The 18,151-nt window shown below is 66.7% G+C and carries 17 protein-coding genes; 9 read left to right on the forward strand and 8 right to left on the reverse strand.

The genetic code is table 11. The features are described 5' to 3' along the window. Window positions 1-34 precede the first annotated feature (34 nt). From H0264_RS38950 to H0264_RS04020, 3 genes are read left to right on the forward strand one after another with little or no spacing between them, the layout of a single operon-like run. Entirely contained in the window at window positions 35-1,348 is a 1,314-nt protein-coding gene (locus H0264_RS38950; RefSeq protein WP_181582708.1) for a hypothetical protein, read from the forward strand. 10 nt (window positions 1,349-1,358) lie between these two features. Then, window positions 1,359-1,871 carry an ImmA/IrrE family metallo-endopeptidase gene (locus H0264_RS04015; RefSeq protein ID WP_181582709.1) on the forward strand — a complete coding sequence of 171 codons (513 nt, stop codon included), beginning with the start codon at window positions 1,359-1,361 and terminating at the stop codon, window positions 1,869-1,871. Window positions 1,872-1,908: 37 nt separating this feature from the next. Continuing rightward, window positions 1,909-2,943: a hypothetical protein gene (locus tag H0264_RS04020; RefSeq protein WP_181582710.1), complete on the forward strand. Its 1,035-nt coding sequence runs from the start codon at window positions 1,909-1,911 to the stop codon at window positions 2,941-2,943. Between the two features lie 535 nt (window positions 2,944-3,478). On the opposite strand, the gene H0264_RS04025 is transcribed toward H0264_RS04020, so the two are convergent. After that, a complete protein-coding gene (locus H0264_RS04025) occupies window positions 3,479-3,895 on the reverse strand; it encodes a helix-turn-helix domain-containing protein (RefSeq protein ID WP_011207048.1) in 417 nt (138 codons plus the stop codon). Window positions 3,896-4,264: 369 nt separating this feature from the next. Continuing rightward, on the reverse strand, window positions 4,265-5,431 hold the full coding sequence (locus H0264_RS04030; protein WP_181582711.1) for a steroid 3-ketoacyl-CoA thiolase: 1,167 nt from the start codon (window positions 5,429-5,431) through the stop codon (window positions 4,265-4,267). Window positions 5,432-5,568: 137 nt separating this feature from the next. On the opposite strand from H0264_RS04030, the gene H0264_RS04035 reads away from it, so the two are divergent. Both H0264_RS04035 and H0264_RS04040 read left to right on the forward strand, forming a co-directional pair. Further along, window positions 5,569-6,828, forward strand: a complete 1,260-nt coding sequence (locus H0264_RS04035) for a cytochrome P450 (protein ID WP_420832035.1) — start codon at window positions 5,569-5,571, stop codon at window positions 6,826-6,828. 57 nt (window positions 6,829-6,885) lie between these two features. Then, window positions 6,886-7,083, forward strand: coding sequence for a hypothetical protein (locus tag H0264_RS04040; protein WP_181582712.1), 198 nt, complete (start codon window positions 6,886-6,888; stop codon window positions 7,081-7,083). Window positions 7,084-7,088: 5 nt separating this feature from the next. Here H0264_RS04040 and H0264_RS04045 read toward each other — a convergent pair whose 3' ends face one another. The 4 genes from H0264_RS04045 to H0264_RS04060 are packed head-to-tail and all read right to left on the reverse strand — an operon-like array spanning window position 7,089 to window position 10,692. Continuing rightward, a complete protein-coding gene (locus H0264_RS04045; protein ID WP_181582713.1) occupies window positions 7,089-7,505 on the reverse strand; it encodes a nuclear transport factor 2 family protein in 417 nt (138 codons plus the stop codon). Continuing rightward, the gene (locus H0264_RS04050) at window positions 7,502-8,668 is read right to left on the reverse strand and encodes a thiolase domain-containing protein (RefSeq protein ID WP_231087223.1); all 1,167 of its coding nucleotides are present in this window, start codon (window positions 8,666-8,668) and stop codon (window positions 7,502-7,504) included. Before H0264_RS04050 ends, H0264_RS04045 begins: the two co-directional genes overlap by 4 nt. Before the next feature lie 53 nt (window positions 8,669-8,721). After that, window positions 8,722-9,756, reverse strand: coding sequence for a thiolase domain-containing protein (locus H0264_RS04055; RefSeq protein ID WP_181582715.1), 1,035 nt, complete (start codon window positions 9,754-9,756; stop codon window positions 8,722-8,724). A 12-nt stretch (window positions 9,757-9,768) separates the two neighbouring features. Then, window positions 9,769-10,692 carry a Zn-ribbon domain-containing OB-fold protein gene (locus H0264_RS04060; protein ID WP_181585282.1) on the reverse strand — a complete coding sequence of 308 codons (924 nt, stop codon included), beginning with the start codon at window positions 10,690-10,692 and terminating at the stop codon, window positions 9,769-9,771. 167 nt (window positions 10,693-10,859) lie between these two features. On the opposite strand from H0264_RS04060, the gene H0264_RS04065 reads away from it, so the two are divergent. The 4 genes from H0264_RS04065 to H0264_RS04080 all read left to right on the forward strand — a co-directional run bounded on the left by H0264_RS04065 (window position 10,860) and on the right by H0264_RS04080 (window position 15,837). Continuing rightward, window positions 10,860-11,909, forward strand: coding sequence for an LLM class F420-dependent oxidoreductase (locus H0264_RS04065; protein ID WP_181582716.1), 1,050 nt, complete (start codon window positions 10,860-10,862; stop codon window positions 11,907-11,909). A gap of 202 nt (window positions 11,910-12,111) precedes the next feature. Next, window positions 12,112-13,737: an acyl-CoA synthetase gene (locus tag H0264_RS04070; protein ID WP_181582717.1), complete on the forward strand. Its 1,626-nt coding sequence runs from the start codon at window positions 12,112-12,114 to the stop codon at window positions 13,735-13,737. Between the two features lie 171 nt (window positions 13,738-13,908). Then, window positions 13,909-14,910, forward strand: coding sequence for a sigma-70 family RNA polymerase sigma factor (locus H0264_RS04075; protein WP_181582718.1), 1,002 nt, complete (start codon window positions 13,909-13,911; stop codon window positions 14,908-14,910). A gap of 183 nt (window positions 14,911-15,093) precedes the next feature. Then, complete coding sequence (locus H0264_RS04080; RefSeq protein ID WP_181582719.1) at window positions 15,094-15,837, forward strand: response regulator transcription factor; 744 nt, start codon at window positions 15,094-15,096, stop codon at window positions 15,835-15,837. 57 nt (window positions 15,838-15,894) lie between these two features. Here H0264_RS04080 and H0264_RS04085 read toward each other — a convergent pair whose 3' ends face one another. Both H0264_RS04085 and H0264_RS04090 read right to left on the reverse strand, forming a co-directional pair. After that, window positions 15,895-17,514 (reverse strand): acyl-CoA synthetase, encoded by a 1,620-nt coding sequence (locus H0264_RS04085; RefSeq protein WP_181582720.1) that lies wholly within the window; start codon window positions 17,512-17,514, stop codon window positions 15,895-15,897. 132 nt (window positions 17,515-17,646) lie between these two features. Continuing rightward, complete coding sequence (locus H0264_RS04090) at window positions 17,647-18,066, reverse strand: VOC family protein (RefSeq protein WP_181582721.1); 420 nt, start codon at window positions 18,064-18,066, stop codon at window positions 17,647-17,649. Between the last annotated feature and the right edge of the window lie 85 nt (window positions 18,067-18,151).

An 18,151-nucleotide genomic window follows, 5' to 3' on the forward strand; every position in this document is an offset into this window, starting at 1 on the left:
CATGATCTTTGGTCGTGCATTGCGCTTGGTGGCAGTGACCGCAGCTGTCGCCGGTTCGGCGATGCTCGGGCCCGTCACCGCCGGTGCGCAGCCCGGCGGCATCGACCTCGAGCCCGCCCCCGCGGGCGACGACCCCGCCCTGAGCGTGCCCGCCCCGCAGGCCGTACCCGTGAACCCCGTCGCCGGACCGGACGACGTCCTCGCCGCCCTGCTGGGCGTCGGCGCGGGCGGAACCGGTTCGGCCGCACTGGGATCCGCCGCCGTCGGCTCCGCCGGGCTGGGCGCTCTCCTGGGTACCGGTTCGGCCGCGGTCGGCTCGGCCGGCGCGGGAACGGGCTCCGCGGTCCTGGGTACCGGTTCGGCCGCACTCGGAACCGGTTCGGGCGCAGTGGGTTCCGCCGGTGTGGGCACCGGCCTGGCCCTGGGTTCCGCCGGTGCGGGCACCGGATCCGCGCTGGGTTCGGCGGGAGCCGGTACCGGCTCGGCCCTCGGTTCCGCGGGAATCGGCACCGGTTCGGTGCTCGGCACCGGTTCCGCCGCAGTCGGTTCCGCCGGAATCGGCGCATTGGCCCTATTTTTCGGCACGGGCTCCGCGGGCGTCGGCTCGGCGGCGGTGGGTTCCGCCGCGGTCGGCTCCGCGGGTCTCGCCGCCCTGTGCACCGGCTCGGCCGCTGTCGGATCTGCCGGAATCGGTTCCGCCGCTGTGGGTTCCGCCCTCGGCGGCTCCGCGGGCGCGGGCTCGGCCGTGACCGGCTCCGGAGCGGGTTCCGCCGGAGCGGGTTCCGCCGCCGGTTCGGCCGCGACGGGATCCGGTGTCGGCTCCGCCGGAGTCGGTTCGGCGGGCACGGGTTCGGGAGGCGTGGGTTCCGCCGCCGTCGGCTCGGCCGAAGCCGGTTCCGCCGCAGCCGGTTCCGCGGCCCTCGGTTCGGCCGGAGTGGGCTCGGCCGCGGTCTGCGCCTCTCCGCTGCTGCTTCTGCTGATTCCGATACCGGCCCCGGTGCCCGATACACCCGCTGTGCCACTGGACATTCCGCAGCCGCCCGCGGCCCCGGCGCTGCCCGCCGTGGTCGCGCCCGCGGTGGCTCCGGCTCCCGCCGAGGAGGCGCCCGCGCCTGCCGCCGCGCCACCACCGGCACCGGCTCCCGCTCAGGCACAACCGATGCCGCAGGTGCGGCCGACGTCGAGCAACAGTCCGCTGCCGCCCATCAAGGTGCTGTCGGTCATCGGTGGCCTGGTGGCGCTCACGCTGGTGGGCGCGGGATCGGGCGCGGTGAGCTTCCAGAGCGCATCGGCGGCCCAGGGGCGGGTCGATGCCGCGCGGGCCGCGTTCTTCGGACCGAGGGCGTGAGGGGACCGCGATGACCGAGAGCAAGGCGCATAGCATCGGGTCCTACCGTCGCGTGGCGGCGGCGGTGGACGCCGTGTGCGCGGTGGCGGCCGACTTCGACGCCACCACCCTGGACGAGGTGGTGCTCGCCATTTCCGCCGAGCGCCGCCGGCCCATCGAGATCGCCAGTGCCCAACTGGGTCCCGGCGTCTGCGGTCAGCGCCGCAGCTATCCGGACCGGGATGTGATCGTGCTGGCGTCCTCGCTGCCCAGCCGCGATCACACGCTCGCGCACGAGCTCGGCCACATCGTCTTCGACCATCCGGGCGAGGCGGCGACCGAGGTGGTGCTCGAGGCCAGCGACGATCTCATCGCGTACATGCTCAGCCAGCGTGCGCATCAGAAGGTGGTCGAGCTGGGCGAGGACGAGCAGTGCGAGTGGGAGGCCGAGACCTTCGCGAGCATGCTCATGACCCGACTGCGTGTGTTCAACAGCCGGGGCGCAGGCGTCTCGGTCCTTCGATTCGACGAGGCATTGGGATGACCCCGGCGATGGTGGGCTGTCCGCGGGAGGGCGCAGCATGATGTTCTGGTTGACGGCCATGCTGGTCTGGATGGCGGCCGGGGCGCGAGTGGGCCGGGTGCTGGTGAAACCGGCGACGACCGCGCGGGTGGCGATCGTGGTTGCCGTGGCGGCGGTGGCCGCTGCCGTGACCATCGCGATTCCGGATGTCGCTGTGGCAGTGGATCATGCGGCGAAGAACGGCATTCACGGTCAGTGGCTCTCCGATCGCGCCACCACGTCCGCGTGGATTCTGTTCGTGACGGCCACCTCGGTGGTCGCCGCTGCGGCCTGGCCGGTGGTCTCGCGCCGCAATCTGCGGCAGATCGCGTGGATGATCTACGCGGGCGGCGTCATCGCCATGGCGCTGACGCTGGCCTGGTCGGTCACCTTCGGCTGGGTGATCGTGGTGCTGGGATCCCTCTTCATCGTCGTCACCGGCGTGCGCAACCTGGACTGGACCACGCTGGGCCGCGGTATCGCCCTCTACACCTCCGGCACCGCCTTGGTGGGAGTGCTTGCGGCACTGTCGATTCGGCGCGACATCAAGGATATGCCGATGGCGCGGCCCGGCACCGAGGACTGGTTCTGGCCGGCCTGGCTGGTGGCGAGCCTGCTCATCGCGGTCGGCGCGGTGTGGATCGTCATCGAGATGTGGTGGCGAGCCCGCCTGCTGCTCAAGCAGATTCACGCCTTGCATCGGGTGATGGTGGGTCGTTTCCCGGAGGTGGTGGCCAAGGATCAGACCGGATCCGCCACTCAGCTCAAGGCTTCCGACCAGGTGGCGCAGATCATGGACGCGCTCTACCTGCAGTCGGGCGGCGGGATGGAGTTGGCCGCGGTCGGCGCGCCGCCGGAGTCCATGCCCGAGCGGGCCGAGCGGGTGGCGCAGTGGGCGCGTAATCCGTTCGGGGATGTGCTCGTCGACGGCCGTTGGATCGCGCCGCCGCCGGGTGTGGGTCCGCGCCGCTGGGTGCAGGCGATTGCCCGGGCCTTCGATGCGGCCGCCGCCAGTGGAACTCCGGCCGAGAGTCACAGCGCCGCACAGCGCTGAGTGTTCATCCGTAGCGGTGTGTCGGAAGGCGCTGCGCGCAGATCTCGGGAAGATCAACATCGGATAGGGTGAACCGCGTGGAAGAACCGACACAATTCGTACCGGTTCATACCGGACGGTCCGTCTCTTTTGTGTCGAAATCCGAATGTCGCAATTGCGCCGGGGTATGCACGGCGCGGTATTCGACTCGTCGTAATGGTGCATTCAGAGCGAAACACGCGCAGCACTCATAACGACATAGTGCACAAACTCGTTGGTTTCTTCCCGGATGTGATCCGGGCAGGGCAACGCCAGGATTGTGCATAGTGCACCAGGCGCAGCGTTCTACGCCACATGGCCTCAGTCGCCTGAGACCGGTGCAACACTCCTCGTCCGAACCGTATGGGTCGATCAGACGATGACGTTGCCCTGCAAGCAACGCCACCGTCCGACCCTGGTCCGGCCCCCGCTTCTGGTACGGCTGGGAGTAGTCCTGTTACAAACCAACACAGTGCGGCCTCCGAGCTAGCCGCACTGTGTTGCCTTGAGGCAGGGCCTATTCCGTGCCGTCCGGAGGAATTTCGGGCAAGCCTTCACTGGCCCGAAGCTTCTCCGCCATGGAGGTGAGGAGGTTCTGAGATTCTTCGGAGAGGTCGAACGCTCTACTCGACAGCCGACGAAGTCCGTAGCCCTGCAGCTGGGACAGCAGCTCGAGATCATGATCGATCTTCGCCGCGTAGATGTCGTTGAAGAAGTAGTCCGGCTTGACCTTGAAGAACTTTGCCAGCGCAGCCACCGTCTCGTCCGACGGATTCGTGCGCTGTCCCGACCGCAGCTGCGAGAGATACGGTTTCGAGATCGGATGGCCTGAGGCCGTAAGCGCAGCCGCCACCTCTGCATTGGTATGCGGCTTGCGCCCGGGGGGATGCACGGTTTCGAACAGCTTGTTCAGCCGCGCCGCGAAATCAGCCATTGTGAGCCGCCCAATTCCCTTCGCTGTACTAACAGTCGTTATCTCGGATACGTATCATTGATATTAGCGGCTCAGTAACTGAAAACCTACGCCTGATTCGCGATTTCCTTGAAGCTTCTAGGCGGTGATCCTGTGAAGCGTCCGTGGCTTGGGCGTTTGCGGGCCACCCCCACGGTTCTTGCCGAGCGCTTAATGGTGCCGGTTCTGGCCCGTCGCGAGGGTCTTCCCGGACGGGCCGCCAGTAACCATAAGATAGCTGACGTCTCATCTTCTTGTCTGTACCGGAGATTGTGTGGTGTACGCCACTTTTCGCGGTTCCTGGGATGAACGTTCAACCTGGCGCCAACTGGCCCAAAATGATTGAAACGACTACAACCTCTCGATGATCGTCCCCGTGGCGAGTGCGCCACCGCAGCACATGAGGATCATGGCGGTGCTCTTGTCGGACCGCTCGAGTTCGTGCAAAGCCGTTGTGATCAACCGGGATCCGGTGCTGCCGACCGGATGTCCGAGTGCGATCGCGCCGCCGTTCACATTCACGCGATCGAAGTCCGGCTTGTGCACGCTGGCCCAACTCAGCACGACCGATGCGAACGCCTCGTTGATCTCGAACAGATCGATGTCGTTCATGCTCATGCCGGTCCGCTCGAGCAAGCGCTCGCACGCCTGTACCGGTCCGTCCAAATGGAATTCGGGCTCACCGCCGACCAGGCACTGCGCCACGATGCGGGCGCGCGGGCGCAAACCCTCTCGCTGCGCGGCCTTTTCGTCCATCAGCAGCACCGCGGCCGCGCCGTCGGACACCTGCGACGAAGTGCCGGCGGTGTGAATTCCGCCTTCCGCCACCGGCTTCAGCTTGGCCAGGCCCTCCCGGGTGGTCTCGCGCAGACCCTGGTCGCGGCTGACGTCCATGGTCTCGCCGGTGAGTTCGCCCTCCTTGTTCACCTGCGGCGCACCGGCGATGGTGAGCACCTCGCGATCGAAACGGCCCTCGGCCCACGCCTGCGCGGCCAGCCGCTGGGAACGCACGCCCAGTTCCTCGACATCGTCGCGAGTAATGCCGCGCCGCTTGGCAATTCGCTCCGCGGCCCCGAACTGGTCGGGCATGTCGATATTCCACGACGCCGGGCGGCGCGGACCGGCGTGCGTTCCGACATTGGCGCCCAACGGAACATGGCTCATGGACTCGATGCCGCAGGCGAGGCCCACCTCGATCGCGCCCGTGGAGATGAGCCCGGCCACCAGGCCGGCGGCCTGCTGCGCGGAACCGCACTGGTTGTCGATGGTGACGGCGCCGGTCTGCCACGGCAGGCCCGCGTGCAGCCAGGCGGTGCGGGTGACATTGTTCGACTGCTCGCCGACCTGCATGACGCAGCCGCCGATGACCTGCTCGACGAGAGCGGGGTCGAGCTCGGCGCGCTCGAGCACGCCCTTCTGTGCGGCGCCGAGCAGCTCCGCCGCATGCAGTCCGGCCAGCCAGCCATTGCGCTTGCCGATCGGCGTGCGCGCGGCCTCGACGATTACGGGTGTACCCATCAGTGTCCTTCCAGCTTCAAGAACTGCAACGAGTTCCTTAGAGGTAACGTAGACCGGTTAACGGCTCCTTCCCTAGTTTTACCGCCTGTGCTTCAATAGCGGTAGAACGTGTTTCAGTTAGACGAAGGAGTCAACTGGTGGTGGATACGCATGCCCGGCCGAACGTGCCGGACGGATTCGACGTCACGGACCCCGACCTTTGGGCGCAGCGCGTCCCCGTCGATGAATTCACCGAACTCCGCAAGGCCGCCCCGATCTGGTGGAATCCCAAGTCGCCCGAGGTCGGCGGCTTCCAGGACGACGGCTTCTGGGTGGTCAGCAAGCATGCCGACGTGAAGGAGGTGTCGCGCCGCAGCGACGTCTTCTCCACCTACGAGAACACCGCCATCCCGCGATTCAACGACGACATCACCCGCGAGCAGATCGAGATGCAGCGCTTCGTGCTGCTGAACAAGGACGCTCCGGAGCACACCAAGCTGCGCAAGATCATCTCCAAGGGCTTCACCCCGCGCGTCATCAACGGCATGCGCGCCGAACTGCAGGCCCGCGCCGAGAAGATCGTGAAGGCCGCCGTCGAATCCGGTTCGGGGGACTTCGTCGAGCAGGTCGCCGCCGAACTCCCGCTGCAGGCCATCGCCGATCTCATCGGTGTGCCGCAGGAGGACCGGATGAAGCTGTTCCGCTGGTCCAACGAGATGACCAGCTATGACGATCCGGACTCCGATGTCGATCCGATGGTCGCCTCCACCGAGATCCTCGGCTACTCCTGGCAGATGGCCGAGGCCCGCAAGGCGTGCCCCGCCAATGACATCGTCACCGAGCTGGTGCAGGCCGAAATCGACGGCGAGGCACTGTCTTCCGAGGAATTCGGCTTCTTCGTCATGATGCTGGCCGTGGCCGGCAACGAGACCACCCGCAATGCCACCACGCACGGGATGCTCGCGTTCATGGAGAACCCGGACCAGTGGGAGCTGTTCAAGAAGGAGCGGCCCAAGACCGCGGCCGACGAGATCATTCGCTGGGCCACCCCGGTCAGCATGTTCCAGCGCACCGCGCTCGAGGACACCGAGCTGTCGGGCGTGCAGATCAAGAAGGGCCAGCGCGTCATTCTGCTGTACCGTTCGGCCAACTTCGACGAAGAGGTCTTCGAGAACCCCTTCACGTTCGACATCACGCGCCAGGACAACCCGCACCTGTCCTTCGGCGGGACCGGCGCGCACTTCTGCATCGGCGCGAATCTCGCTCGGCTGGAAGTGGATCTGATCTTCAACGCCATTGCCGACCACATGCCCGACATCAGCGCGCTCGGTGACCCCAAGCGACTGCGTTCGGGCTGGTTGAACGGGGTGAAGGAGCTTCAGGTCGACTACAAGGGCGGGTGCCCCGTAAAGCACTGACCCACAACGAGTTAAAGCGAGCGTCCAGATACTGGACGCTCGCTTTATTTTGTCACCGTGACGGCGGAAATGACCCCTGAACTGGGGGCTTGCACCTTCCAGGTGGAACAAACAAAACGGCGGGCGACCGGAAAACCGGTCGCCCGCCGCGCCTTCGGACCCCAACCGAAAGACATCACCACCGTCATCCCGGCGTGCTTTTGGCCGGGATCCATTGCCGGTGGGCGGATTCCGGCCAAAAGCACGCCGGAATGACAGGGTCAGAGAGGTTTCAATGTCGCCATCGCGCGTTCCGTCTCCCAGAACGCGCGCAGGGCGAGAATCTTCCCGTCCTCGGCCACCTTGTAGGTGAAGACGCCTTCGGCGTCGACGATGTGGCCGCCCATGGTGGTGCGGATGCGGCCGGTGAAGGCCACCTCGCTACCGCAGGCGAAGGAGTCGTCGAAGAGGAACTCGATGTTCTCGGTCGGGGCAATCGCCTTGTCCCAGAACGCCGCAATGGCTTCCGGCCCGCGATGGCCCTTGCCGTCCGGGTCGAAGAACGACGGCCCGACCGGGTCTTCGACAATGCCGTCGGCGGCGAACAATGCTACCCACGCGGCCTTGTCCTTGGCACGCACGGCCGCCTGCGAGGCGTACCCGGCTACCCGGGCGGGGTGCTCGGTCGTGGTGGTCACGGCTGCTCGCTTCCGACGACCCACATCGAAAAGTACTGTGAGCCACCACCGTACGCATGACCGAACGCCTTGCGGGCGTTTTCGACCTGGTAATCTCCGGCCCGGCCCATGACCTGCTTGGCGGCCTCGGCGAAGCGGATCATGCCGGATGCGCCGATCGGGTTGGAGGAGAGCACGCCGCCGGACGGATTCACGGGAAGCTTTCCGCCGATGGCGGTTTCGCCCGCATCGGTGAGCTTCCAGCCCTCGCCCTCCGGCATGAAGCCGAGGTTCTCCAGCCACATGGGCTCGAACCACGAGAAGGGAACATAGATTTCGGCCGCGTCGATCTCCTCGAGCGGATTGGTGATCCCGGCCTGCTTCCACAGCGCCTTGGCGGCCTCCTGGCCGGCCTTCGGGTTCACCTGATCGCGCCCGGCGTAGGCGAGCGGCTCGGTGCGCATGGCGGTGCCGTGAATCCACGCCACCTTCTTGCCCTGCGCCTCAACGGCTTTCGCCGAGGACTCGTCGCCGATCACGATGGCGCACGCGCCGTCCGAGGACGGGCAGGTCTCGTCGAAACGAATCGGGTCCCACAGCATCTGCGACGCCATCACCGACTCCATGGTGATGTCGGCCTGCTGCAGATGGGCGAACGGGTTCTTCGCGCCATTGCGGCGATCCTTCACCGCCACCATGGCCCCGATGTGCAGCGGTGCGTTGGCCCGGCGGATGTAGGCGCGCACATGCGGGGCGAAGTAGCCGCCCGCGCCCGCGCCCACCGGCATGGTGAAGGGCACCGGATTCGACAGTGCCCACATGGCATTGGATTCCGACTGCTTCTCCCAGGCGATGGCGAGCACCTTGCCGTGCACGCCGCCCTGCACCAGGTTGGCCGCCACCACACCGGTGGAGCCGCCGACCGAGCCGGCGGTGTGCACGCGCAGCAGCGGTTTGCCGGTGGCGCCCAGGGCGTCGGCGAGGAAGAGCTCCGGCATCATGGAGCCCTCGAAGAAGTCGGGGGCCTTGCCGACCACGACCGCGTCGATATCGGCCATGGTCAGGCCGGAATCGGCGAGGGCACGGTCGATGGCCTCGCGCACCATGCCCGCCATGGACACGTCCGACCGCTTGGTCACGTGATGGGTTTGTCCGGTGCCGAGCACCGCGGCAGGGTTGGACAGCCCACCCGTCGCCCGACCACCACCCCTCACCGAATCGCTGTGCGATGCCGTGCTCATTTTGCCTCCAGGGTGGCGACCAGGTTCTGCTGCAACGCCGGACCGGAACTGGCATGCGCCAGTGCCCGATTCGCGGTGCCATTGAAGATTTCGCGGGCGGCGAAGCCGATGCGCTCCAGGCCCGCGGCGAACATCGGATTGCCGGACAGCGGACCGCCGGACGGGTTGATCCGGGTGTCACCGTTCAGGCCGATGGCCTGCTTGAGGATGAACTCCTCGTGCGAGAACTGCGTGTGCAGTTCGGCGACATCGAAATCGGTTGTGCCACCGTTGATCGCGGCCTTGGCGGCGCGCGCGGCGGAATCCGAGACGGTCAGGTCGCGCGCACCCAGGATCGGGGTGTCGATGTAGTGCGCCATGCCGGTCAGCCAGGCCGGACGCTCACACAGCTCACGCGCCCGGTCGCCCACGGCCAGCACGATGGCGGCCGCACCGTCGGTGATGGGCGCGATGTCGTGCGCCCGGAAGGGGTTCGCCACATAGTCTGCGGCCAAGAGCTTTTCAGCGTCCGCGCCGGTGCTGCGCGCCGCGACGGCCGCCATCTCGGCCTCGGTCCAGCGACCCGCGTCGAGGCCCGCGCGGGCCTGCAAACCGGCCATGGACACCGAATCCGGCCACAGCGGCGCGACCAGGTACGGGTCGGTCTGCAGGGTCAGGATCTGGCGCAGCGTACCGGCCGACGCCTTGCCGAAGCCGTACACCAGCGCCGTCTTCGCCTGTCCGGAGCGCAGTTTCACCCACGCCTCGTACAGCGCCCACGCCGCGTCCATCTCCACGTGCGACTCGTTGATCGGCGGCACCGCGCCGATGGAGTCGATCGCCGAGATGAACGAGAAGGCCCGCCCGGCAAGGTAATCCGAGGAACCCGAGCACCAGAAGTCGATATCGGACTTGGTGATGCCGAGCTTCTCGTACAGCTCGGCGAAGCACGGCGCGAGCATTTCCACGCCATTGGTGGTGCCGAAGGTCTCCGGCACGTGCGGCGCGTGGGCGAAGCCCACTACCGCGATGTCAGTTGCATTGTCGCTCAACGTGATCAGCCTCTACAGGTGGTGGGCGAACGAGTCGTAGTCGGCGTCGGGCTCGCCGGTCGGGCGGAAGTGGTCGATATTGCCGATGGACAGGCTCCACTCCTCGCGCGGCTTCCACACCGCCTCGACGCGCATACCCATGCGGACCTCGCTCGCATCCAGGCCCAGCACCAGGTGCAGGAACGGAATGTCCGCGCCGTCGAGCAGGACGTAGGCCGCCACATACGGGGGCTTGATGCGCTGGCCCATGAACGGCACGTTCACGATGCAGAAGGTGGTGACGATGCCCTTGTCGGACACCTCGACGTAGTCGTCGGTCGGCTCACCGGTGCGCGGGTCGGCGCCGCGCGGCGGGAAGTACACCTTGCCGTCCATCTTGGCGCGGGCGCCGAGCAGGCGGCCCTCCATGATGGCCTTCAGGAATTCGCCCTCCTGCGGGGCGGCGGTGTGCTTGAAGGATAGGTCGACGGGCGTGATCAGGCCGGTCACCGGCTCGGCGTCGGCCACCGAATCGGTTGGCGCGACCGAGGTTTCACCCGGCTCGAAGCATGCGATGTCCTGGATCCGGCCGGTGCGCTCGGCCGCCCAGCGGGCGCGCACGCGCAGGCCGGTCGAAATCTCGTCCGGCGACGCCACATCCACCGCGTGCAGAATCGCGGTGTCCGCGCCGTCCAGCTTGACGAGCGCGTAGGCGAACGGCCGGTCGAACGGCTGGCCCGGCAGCGGCTCGGCCACCCAGGACCAGGTCTGCACGGTGCCCACATCCGCGACGTCGACGAAATCCGTCAGCGCCTCGGCGGTTTTGGGGTCGTATTCGGCCGGCGGCACGAGGACGCGTCCATCGGATCCGCGCACACCGACGACCTGCCCGGCACGCAACCCGGTCAGGAAGCGTCCGATGGTCGGGCCGGTGGAGCGGGTGTAGTCGAATTGCATCCGCAGCGGCGCGGACAGTATCTCGGTGTTTCCCGGAGTCACGAGATCGAGTAGAACAGGTTCTAAGAACGGTCGCAAGAGTCAGCTCCACAAGGGTCCGGTTCCTGTCAACCCGCGAGGTGGGGGAGTGCGGAACCGGTCCCGGGGCCTCGAGGGAAGGATGCCGGATGCGTTTCGGTTTGCAGCTCGGATATTGGGGCGCGCAGCCGCCCGCCAACGCGCAGGAGTTGGTGAACGCCGCCGAGGACGCCGGATTCGACGCGGTCTTCACCGCCGAATCGTGGGGCTCCGACGCCTTCACGCCGCTGGCCTGGTGGGGGTCGCAGACCAGTCGGGTGCGGCTGGGCACCTCGGTGGTGCAACTGTCGGCGCGCACGCCCACCGCCACCGCCATGGCGGCGCTGAGCCTGGACCATCTCAGCGGCGGCAGAGCCATTCTGGGCCTGGGCGTTTCGGGGCCACAGGTGGTGGAGGGCTGGTACGGCCAGCCATTTGCCAAGCCGCTCGGGCGGACTCGCGAATACGTGGACATCATCCGGCAGGTGCTCGCCCGCGAGGGCAAGGTGACCAGCGACGGGCCGCACTACCCGCTGCCCTACAACGGGGCCGGCGCGAGCGGACTGGGCAAGCCGCTCAAGCCGATCACGCATCCGCTGCGTGCGGATCTGCCCATCTGGCTGGGTGCCGAGGGGCCGAAGAACGTCGCGCTGACGGCCGAGATCGCCGACGGCTGGCTGGCCATCTACTACACGCCGCGGTTGGCGGACATGTACAACGAGTGGCTCGACGAAGGCTTCGCGCGCCCGGGTGCCCGGCGTTCGCGGGAGGACTTCGAAATCGCCGCCACCGCACAGGTGATCATCACCGAGGATCCCGCGGCGGCGCTGGCGTATCTGAAGCCGGTCATGGCGCTCTACATCGGCGGCATGGGCGCGGAAGAGGTGAATTTCCACGCCGAGGTGTACCGGCGCATGGGCTACGGGCCGCAGGTGGACGAGATCACCAGGCTCTTCCGCTCGGGGCGCAAAGAGGATGCGGCCAAGGCGGTTCCGGATGAGCTCATCCACGACACCATGATCATCGGCAATGAGGCGCATGTGCGCGAACAGCTGAAGGTGTGGGAGAAGGCGGGCGTCACCATGCTGCTCGTCGGCGTGCGCGATCTGGATCAGATGGAGAAGTTGAAGCCCATCATCGCGGCCGAGAATCGGCTGTAGAACGCGTTTCAAATTCCGGTCGCACGATAGCGGTCGTGCGGCCGGGCGAGAAGGGTGCGTCCCACTATGTGGGGCGCGCCCTTTCGTGGCTATTCCAATTCGGAGTAAGTCGCCGTAGTCTGTGGCGGGGGACACATCCGGTCGATCGACCAAGAGAATTTTGTGGCTTGTCACACACAAGAACACGTTCTATTTTGATCCTGTGAGCTACAACATCGCGGACCTTGTCGAACACACCATCGACCTCATGCCCGAACGTGTCGCGCTCGCCGATGACACCCGCTCGGTGACCTATGCGCAGCTGGAGGACCGGGCCAATCGGCTCGCGCACTACCTGCAGGAACAGGGTGTCAAGCCGGGTGACAAGGTCGGCGTGTACTCGCGCAACACCATCGAGGCCGTCGAGGCCCTGGTCGCCATCTTCAAAGCGCGCGCAGTGATGATCAACGTGAACTACCGATACGTTGAGAACGAGTTGCAATACATCTTCGAGAACTCGGACATGGTTGCTCTCATTCACGAGCGCCGCTACAGCGACAAGGTGGCCAATGTGCTGCCGAACGTCGAGAAGCTGAAGACCATCGTCACCGTCGAGGACGGCACCGACCTCGACCGTCCCGCCGGCGCGGTGGAATACGAAGCGGCCCTGGCCGGCACCCACGGCGAGCGCGACTTCGGCGAACGCTCCGCCGACGACATCGTGATGATCTACACCGGCGGCACCACCGGCCTGCCCAAGGGCGTCATGTGGCGGCACGAGGACTGGTGGCGCGTGCTCGGGGGCGGCATCAACTTCTACACCGGCGAATTCATCCAGGACGAGTGGGAGCAGGCCAAGGGCGGCGCGTCCGGCAACTCGCCCATGGTGCGCTACCCGATCCCGCCGCTGATCCACGGTGGCTCGTTCACCGCCACGCTGCACAGCCTCTTCGACGGCGGCAAGGCCGTCATGCTGCCGGAGTTCTCCGGGCACGGCGTGTGGCAGGCCATCGACCGGCACGGCATCAACATGATCTTCATTACCGGTGATGCCATGGCGCAGCCCATGCTCGCCGCCCTCCGCGAGGGCAACCCGGAAACCGGTGAGCCGTACCAGCATTCGAGCCTGTGGGTGCTGGCCTCCTCGGCCGCGCTGTTCTCGCCGACGCTGAAGGACGAGTTCATCGAGCGGTTCCCGAACGCGCTCATCACCGACTCCATCGGCGCCTCCGAGACCGGCTTCGGCGGTCTTTCCGTGGCCACCAAGGGGTCCACCCACACCGGCGGGCCGCGGGTGAAGATCGACGGGTCCACCCAGGTCATCGACGAAGAGGGCAATCCGTGCGAGCCGGGCTCCGGCAAGGTCGGCATGCTCGCCCGCACCGGCAACATCCCGATCGGGTACTACAACGACCCGGTCAAGACCGCGGAAACGTTCAAGACCTTCAACGGGATTCGCTACTCCATCCCGGGTGACTACGCCCGCGTGGAGGAGGACGGCACCGTCACCATGCTCGGCCGCGGGTCGGTGTCCATCAACTCCGGTGGCGAGAAGATCTACCCCGAAGAGGTCGAGGGCGCGCTCAAGGCGCATCCGGAGGTCTTCGACGCGCTCGTGGTCGGCGTGCCGGACGAGCGCTGGGGCCAGCGGGTCTGCGCGGTCGTGCAGTGCCGCGGCGAGGTGCGGCCGACGCTGGAGGACCTGCGCCCGGTGCTGAGCAAGGAGATCTCCTCCTACAAGATGCCGCGCTCGCTGTGGTTCGTGGACGAGATCAAGCGCAGCCCCGCCGGCAAGCCCGACTACAAGTGGGCCAAGGCGCAGACCGAAGCGCGCGACGCCGACGAGTGACGCACTCCCACTCCATGATTCTCGAGCCCGCCTGCCTTCGCAGGCGGGCTCGGTGGTGGGAGAGGGGGTGAATCCACCCGCCTTCGGGGGTTCGGGGGCGAAGGCCCTGAGGGGCCCGGGAGTGGATCAATCCCATTTTTCTTGTCGGTGGGCTGTGCAAGAGTGTTTGCCATGAGCGACACGGCAGGCCGGTCCACCACCATCACGGACGACGTATTGCGCTCCTTCGAGGGGCACCGGCGCGAGCTGTGCGCTTACGCCTACCGCATGCTCGGTTCCTCCTTCGAGGCCGAGGACGCGGTACAGGAAACCTTCACCCGGGCCTGGAAGTCCTACGACTCCTTCGAGGGTCGTGCCAGCGTCCGCTCCTGGCTGTACAAGATCGCCACCAATGTCTGTCTGGACATGCTGGACGGTCCGCAGCGCAGAGCCAGACCCATGGACCTGAACGGTCCCTCCACGCCCGAATCCCCGCTGCCCATGCCCGAGCCGGATTACGTCTGGGTGGAGCCCATTCCGAACGCGCTCGCCTTCGGCGCGGACCCGGCCGAAGCGGCCAGCACCAAAGACACGCTGCGGCTGGCCTTCGTCGCCGCCGTACAGCATCTGCCGGCCACCCAGCGCGCGATTCTGATCATGCGCGAGGTGCTGCGCTTCTCGGCCAATGAAACCGCCGACATGCTCAATGTGTCGCCCGCGTCGGTCAACAGCGCCCTGCAGCGCGCCCGCGCCACCATGTCCAAGGTCAACGACGTGTCCACGGTGTCGGATGTCTACGACGAATCCAACGAGCAGCAGCGCAAACTCGTCGACGACTTCGTGAAGGCCTTCGAGTCCTACGACATGACGGCCCTCACCGAACTGCTGAAAGCCGATGTGGCGCTGTCCATGCCGCCCATCTCCTTCTGGGTGTCGGGTCCGGAGAACGTCGCGGCCTTCATGCTCGGTCACGGCCACGCCTGCCGCGATTCCCGCATGGTCCCGGTCGAGGCGAACGGCATGGCCGCCTTCGCGCACTACAAGCCCAGCGCGGATGTGCCGGGTCTGTGGACGCCGTGGTCCATCACTGTGCTGGAATTGGACGGCGACAAGGTCTCCGGGTTGAATTTCTTCCTCGACACCGAAAAGCTCTTCCCGTTGTTCGGGCTGTCGATGGAGTACCGCGAGAATTAAAATCGCACACGGGGGAATCCAGACCAGGTCGCCGTGCACGGTGGATGCGCCGGGGTGGTCCGGCGCGGCGCGGCGACATGCGTGACGGCCCGCTGGGAGCAATTGCCAGCGGGCCGTTCATGTTTCGCCGCCACTGCGGTACTGTGCCGACACGGTCGGACCTTCGCGGGACTGGAGGTACTCATGGCGCGCACCGAATCCGATCTGGCGCAACTGCTCACCCATTCGCGGAATCTCCTGGATATCGCCCTCACCGAGATCCTCGAATCACACCGTGCCCCCGACGATGTGACGCCGCTGTGGCCGGACGAGCGCTGGAGCGCCGACCTCGAGCGCATGCTCGCCAACGCCCGGCAGGAGGCCATCCTGGCCATCTCCGGCACCGTGCGCAACGAACCCGAATACGGTGCGGGCAAGACCATGCTGCACACCCTGCACGACGCGGGAACCCAGGTGCGCCTGCTCCTTTCCCCCGATTACGTGCGCAGCCGTGAACAGCGCGAGGCACCCACTCGCTTCGCGGTCAACTCCCAGATCCGGGTCACCGACGCGAACTTCTGCAATACGGTCATCATCGACCGCCGGGTGGCCGCACTGTGGGCGCAGAGCGAGGACCGCCGCCCGCGCGGCGTTCTCGTCACCGAACCCACCCTGCTCGGCGTGATCCACCAGTTCGCCACCACCACCTGGCATTCCGCCCGGCACCTGCGCGACCACCTGGACGTCAGCGATGCGGAACTGGGCGAGAACGCTTTACGCGTCATCCAATACCTCAATGCCGGCCTGATCGACGAGGTGGCGGCGCGCAAACTCTCGGTCTCGGTCCGCACCTACCGCCGCTACGTCGCCGACCTCATGGCGCGGCTCGAGGTCACCAGTCGCTTCCAGCTCGGCGCCCGGGCACGCGAACTGGGCCTGCTGAACTGACTTCGCGTGGCCGCGCCGCGCGGTGTGCTCCGGCCGACGCGGTCGCGGCCGTGGGGCTCAGCGCGGCGGTAGACCCGCCTCCGCGTGTTCGGCCGCATACCGTTTGGCGGCAGCGTAATTGGCCTTCCCGCTCGGCTGCCGGGTCATCTGCTCGACCAGCCAGTACGTCCTCGGCGCCTTGTAGCCCGCGACCTGCGTGCGCACATGCGCGTCCACCTCGGCGAGGTCGAGCGATGTACCGCGAGGCTGCACGAGCGCCGCCACCCGCTGCCCGAAACGCTCGTCGGGCACCGCGATGACCAAGGCGTCGAACACATTCGGATGCGATTTCAGCGCGCCCTCCACCTCCTCGGGGAACACCTTCTCCCCGCCGGTATTGATGCACTCCGATCCGCGCCCCAGCAGAGTGACGGTGCCGTCGGCCTCGTAGCGCGCGTAATCGCCGGGCACCACGTACCGGGTGCCGTCGATTTCCAGGAAGATCGTGGCCGACTTCTCGGGATCCTTGTAGTAGCCCAGCGGCACATGGCCTTTGCGTGCCATCCGCCCCACCGCGCCCGGCACCGGCTCGACCAGATTCCCGTCGTCATCGATGAGCGCGGCCTGCGCGCCGAACTTCACCCGCGGCCCTTGCGAATGATCGGAATCCTTGCCCACCACCGCCAATCCGGTGCTGCCGCTCTCGGACGAGCCGATCACGTCGGTGAGGAACAGATTCGGGAACAGCTCGAGATACTGCTGTTTCAGCGCATGCGAGAAGAGCGCCGCATGACTGCTCAGCGCCCACAGCGAAGGAGTGTCGTAGCCGCCCTCGCGGTACGCGTCCAGCAGCGGCCGCGCCATGGCGTCCCCGACCACGGTCAGCACGTTCACCCGATGCCGCTGCACCACCCGCCACACCTCGTGCGCGTCGAACTGTGGCACGAAAACCACTGTGCCGCCGGAGTTCAGCGCGATGAACACCGCCCACTGCGCCGCCCCGTGGATCAGCGGCGACAGCGGCGCCATGACGATTCCGCTGGGCGCGGACTTGGCATTGTTCGCCAACTCCCATTCGTCCGCGACGTATTCGCCGGTCACATGGTTGATGCCGCCGCCCAGTGCCCGCCACACGTCCTCGTGAGTCCACATGACGCCCTTGGGCATTCCGGTGGTGCCACCGGTGTAGAGCAGATACAGGTCCTCGGAGGACCGCGCCGCGAAGTCGCGTTCACCGGACTGCCCGGCCAGCGCGTCGTCGTACGCGATGCCCCCGAAGCGCATGTAGTCGAGCGCCGAATCATCCTCCACCGCAATGAACTCGGTGAGCTCCGGGCTGAGTGCGGCGACCTCGGCGACGATGTCGGAGTACGCGCGCTCGAAAACCAGCGCCTTCAGATCGGCATTGTCGACGATGTAGCGCACCTCCTCCGCCACATACCGATAGTTCACGCTCACCGAAACCGCCCGCAGCTTGTACGCCGCGATCATGGCCTCCAGTGCCTCGATGGAATTGCGCGAGTACACCCCGACGTGATCACCATGACCGATTCCCCTGGCGGACAAGTGATGTGCAAGCCGATTGGCCCGCTCGTCTAGCTCCCGATAGGTGACCCGCCGCTCCCCACAGATCACCGCGACCCGATCGGGCACCGCATCCACCGCATGTTCGAACAGGTCGGCGACATTGAAAGACATGCCGCCAGCCTCGCAGCGGAGATACCGATACCAGGAGGAAAAGCCCTGGCAGGAAGCGGTCGGGCGGTGACAGGAACTGGTCGCGACAGCAGTCGGCCCGCCGGAATGTACGGCGGGCCAAGGAAGTTCGGGTCAGTTCGCGCCGGGGTAGGCCATGTAGAAGGGCTCCCACTGGTGGCCGTCGGGGTCGAGGAAGGTGCGGCCGTGCATGCCCACCTGGGCTTCCTGGGCGCGTTTGTCGGTGTTGATCTGTTCGGTGCCGCCGGCGCGGAGGGCGGCCTCGGTGAGGGTGTCGACTTCGGCGGCGCTGGTCAGGGCGAGGGCGTAGGCGGCGGCGACGGTGGCTTTGGTGTCGGCGAGGGGGCGCTCGGAGAAGGTGGTGAAGAAGTCGGGGGTGAGGAGCATCAGGCAGATGTTGTCGTCGATGACGATGCAGGCGGCGTTGCAGTCGGTGAAGTCCTGGTTCACTTTCCAGCCCAGCGCCTCGTAGAAGGTCTTCGACCGGTCCAGGTCGGTGACGGGGAGGTTGATGAAGATCATCTTGCTGGCCATGGTGGCTCGTCCTTTCCTTGATGTCATTCGTGTGGACGGGGTGCGCGCGGAAAACTAATCGGCACCGCTCGCGCTGTGGTCTGTG

The sequence above is a fragment of the Nocardia huaxiensis genome (assembly GCF_013744875.1).
Taxonomy (GTDB): domain Bacteria; phylum Actinomycetota; class Actinomycetes; order Mycobacteriales; family Mycobacteriaceae; genus Nocardia; species Nocardia huaxiensis.

Coding starts and splice junctions, on each gene's coding strand:
- H0264_RS04080 (WP_181582719.1), top strand. CDS start 15,094: ATGGCGCGCACCGAATCCGATCTGGCGCAACTGCTCACCCATTCGCGG.
- H0264_RS04075 (WP_181582718.1), top strand. CDS start 13,909: ATGAGCGACACGGCAGGCCGGTCCACCACCATCACGGACGACGTATTG.
- H0264_RS04065 (WP_181582716.1), top strand. CDS start 10,860: ATGCGTTTCGGTTTGCAGCTCGGATATTGGGGCGCGCAGCCGCCCGCC.
- H0264_RS04020 (WP_181582710.1), top strand. CDS start 1,909: ATGATGTTCTGGTTGACGGCCATGCTGGTCTGGATGGCGGCCGGGGCG.
- H0264_RS04015 (WP_181582709.1), top strand. CDS start 1,359: ATGACCGAGAGCAAGGCGCATAGCATCGGGTCCTACCGTCGCGTGGCG.
- H0264_RS04085 (WP_181582720.1), bottom strand. CDS start 17,514: ATGTCTTTCAATGTCGCCGACCTGTTCGAACATGCGGTGGATGCGGTG.
- H0264_RS04030 (WP_181582711.1), bottom strand. CDS start 5,431: ATGGGTACACCCGTAATCGTCGAGGCCGCGCGCACGCCGATCGGCAAG.
- H0264_RS04060 (WP_181585282.1), bottom strand. CDS start 10,692: ATGCAATTCGACTACACCCGCTCCACCGGCCCGACCATCGGACGCTTC.
- H0264_RS04025 (WP_011207048.1), bottom strand. CDS start 3,895: ATGGCTGATTTCGCGGCGCGGCTGAACAAGCTGTTCGAAACCGTGCAT.
- H0264_RS04090 (WP_181582721.1), bottom strand. CDS start 18,066: ATGGCCAGCAAGATGATCTTCATCAACCTCCCCGTCACCGACCTGGAC.